Origin of the sequence: Streptomyces sp. 8L, assembly GCF_020176795.1 — a bacterium.
GTDB lineage: Bacteria > Actinomycetota > Actinomycetes > Streptomycetales > Streptomycetaceae > Streptomyces.
Genome location: NZ_JAIUKE010000781.1, coordinates 1 through 2,630, shown reverse-complemented (window position 1 = coordinate 2,630; position 2,630 = coordinate 1). Strand labels below are relative to the sequence as shown.

3 protein-coding genes are annotated in these 2,630 nt (G+C 75.4%); all 3 read left to right on the top strand.

Annotated elements, in window-relative coordinates:
* The first annotated feature begins 135 nt into the window (after nucleotides 1-135).
* The gene (locus LCE31_RS38645; RefSeq protein WP_225022887.1) at nucleotides 136-663 is read left to right on the top strand and encodes an SAV_6107 family HEPN domain-containing protein; all 528 of its coding nucleotides are present in this window, start codon (nucleotides 136-138) and stop codon (nucleotides 661-663) included.
* 205 nt (nucleotides 664-868) lie between these two features.
* Nucleotides 869-1,585, top strand: a complete 717-nt coding sequence (locus LCE31_RS38640) for a class I SAM-dependent methyltransferase (protein WP_374118707.1) — start codon at nucleotides 869-871, stop codon at nucleotides 1,583-1,585.
* Between the two features lie 272 nt (nucleotides 1,586-1,857).
* Nucleotides 1,858-2,256: a DUF3040 domain-containing protein gene (locus LCE31_RS38635; RefSeq protein ID WP_225022885.1), complete on the top strand. Its 399-nt coding sequence runs from the start codon at nucleotides 1,858-1,860 to the stop codon at nucleotides 2,254-2,256.
* Nucleotides 2,257-2,630 lie beyond the last annotated feature (374 nt).

Below are 2,630 nucleotides of genomic sequence, written 5' to 3'. Positions count from 1 at the left end.
GGCCCCGCGGCGTCCGCCGCCCCGCCGACGCCGGCCGATCATGCGAAAGGCCAGGTCGGAGCCGATTGTCAGTGGTGGCCCGCACCATGGGACACAGACGGCCACCGTGCCGTCACACTCGACAGGAGGTTCGTCATGGCCAGCTCCTCCGCGGGCGCCGCACGCCGGCTGCCGGCAGGCGGCCCCGCCCCCTCGCCGACGACCGGTCCGCCCACCGACATCCACCCCGTCTCACGCCGGGCGGGCGCACCGCCCGCCGCGCTCGACCTGCTCGCCCAGGCGCGCGAGGGGCTCGACGAGGCCACCGCACTCGAAACACCCAACGAGCGCTACGCGACGGCCCACCTCGCCGCGCTGCGCACCGCCGCGGCCGTGCTCGCGGCCCGCGGCCGTCCCGAGACCACCCCGCAGCGCCGCCGCCGCATCCGCAGCGCCTGGGAGGTGCTGCCGGAGATCGCCCCGGAGCTGACCGAGTGGAGCGCGCTGTTCGCCGCGGGCGCCCGGCGGCGGGCCCGTGCCGAGGCCGGCATACAGGGCGCGGCAGGCATACGCGACGCGGACGACCTGCTGCGGGACGTGGAGATGTTCCTGCGCCTCGTGGAGCGTCTGCTCGTACGGGAGCCCACGCTGCCGCTGCCCCGCGCGGGCACCACTGGTGCCTGAGGGACCAGAGACACCAGAGAGACCAGAGGGAAAGGCGGGGCATGGGAGACGGACGAGCAGGCAATAGGGTGGACGGTACGCACCGTCGCACCGTCCACGCCGCAGCACGCGGCACCGCGCCGAGGAGTCAACTGCCGTGTCGGACCCTTCCCCTGCCACCGGCGGCGAGTCGCCGTCGTCCCGCCGCGGCCCGCTGCGCACCGGCGTGGTCCGGGAGGTCCTGGACGAGGCCCTCGCGCGCCGGGCCAAGAGCACCGGAGCCGACGTGCTCGACGTACTCGACACGGGCGGCGGCAGCGGCAACTTCGCGGTGCCCGTCGCGAGCCTCGGCCACCGGGTCACCGTCGTCGACCCCAGCCCCGACGCGCTGTTCGCGCTGGAGCGAAGGGCCGCCGAGGCCGGCGTCGCCGACCGGGTGCGCGGCGTGCAGGGCGACATCAACGGTCTGTTCGACGTCGTCGGCCGAGGCGCCTTCGACGCGGTCCTGTGCCACGGCGTCCTGGAGTACGTGGAGGACCCCGCGGACGGGCTGCGCAAGGCGGTCGAGGCGCTGCGGCCCGGAGGCGCGCTCAGCCTGCTGACCGCGGGGGTCGGCGGCGCCGTACTCGCCCGCGCCCTCGCCGGGCGCTTCGTGGAGGCGCGCCAGGCGCTGACCGGCCCGGACGGGCGCTGGGGCCCCGGCGACCCGGTGCCCAGGCGCTTCACGGCTGAGCAGCTCACGTCCCTCGCGGGCGACGCGGGTCTCGCGGTGGCGTCGGTGCACGGCGTCCGGGTCTTCGCGGACCTCGTCCCCGGCGGTCTCGTGGACACCGAGCCGGGCGCTCTTGAGGCGCTGCTCAAGCTGGAGGCCGAGGCCGCGGTCCTGCCGGCGTTCCAGGCGGTCGCCACCCAGTTGCACGTACTCGCGGAGAAGCGCGGCTGATCAGGCACTGCCGCCCTCGCCGAAGCCGCTCGGGTACCGCATGGAGTACGACACAAGCCCGCCCGCCAGCGGGCTTGGCGCCGTATGATCGGGGTACACCATTCGGCATGAGGGATCGGGTGTTGGGGAATCAACGCCTCAGCGGCCGAGTCCTCGTGGCGGTCCGGATTGGCGAAATGGCGTTGAGGGCGGGTTTCTCGGGGGCGATTCCCCGCTTATCCTGAAGGAGCCGCATACCGGCCGCCCCCGCGGCCGACGACTAGGAGGACTCCGTGCCGCTCTCGGAGCACGAGCAGCGAATGCTCGAGCAGATGGAGCGAGCGCTGTACGCAGAAGATCCCAAGTTCGCGACAGCGCTTGAGGGAAGCGGGCTGCGTACGTACACCCGGCGACGGGTCTACCAGGCGGTCGTTGGCTTCTTGGTGGGTATCGCGCTCCTCATGTCAGGAATGGTCGCCCAGCAGATCTGGATCAGCGTGGTGGGGTTCCTCGTCATGCTCGGCTGTGCCGTGCTGGCCGTCACGGGCTGGCGCAGGGCACCGAAGCGGGGCGAGCAGCAGGTTCCGGCACCGGGCCGCATGGGCGGTGGCCGCGGGGAGCGGCAGCACCGCTCCATGATGGACAGGATCGAGCAGCGCTGGCAGCGGCGCCGCGACGAACAGGGCCGGTGACCTGGGCAGGACAGCGGTTGGGCCGCGGGGCCCGGCTCCGGGGGGGGGGGGGGGGGGGGGGGGGGGGGGGGGGGGGGGGGGGGGGGGGCCGGGGGGGGGGGGGGCCCCCCCCCCCCCCCCCCCCCCCCCCCCCCCCGCCGTGTGCGGCACCGGCCCCGGCCCCAGCCGTAAGCCGTAAGGCACCGTGAGGCGGCCTGCTGCGAGGCCGCGTGCTGCGGGCCCGCGGGGGAAGAGCCGCGGGGGAGACCGGACGCCCGGCCTCCCCGATACGCGCCTGCGCCGCCCAGCTCTCTGACCTCAGCCCGGACGGGCCCTTGTCCGGCACGGCCCCGGCCGCCCCCGGCCCTCGGCCCTCGGCCTGACCCGTCCCGACC

Coding starts and splice junctions, on each gene's coding strand:
- LCE31_RS38645 (WP_225022887.1), top strand. CDS start 136: ATGGCCAGCTCCTCCGCGGGCGCCGCACGCCGGCTGCCGGCAGGCGGC.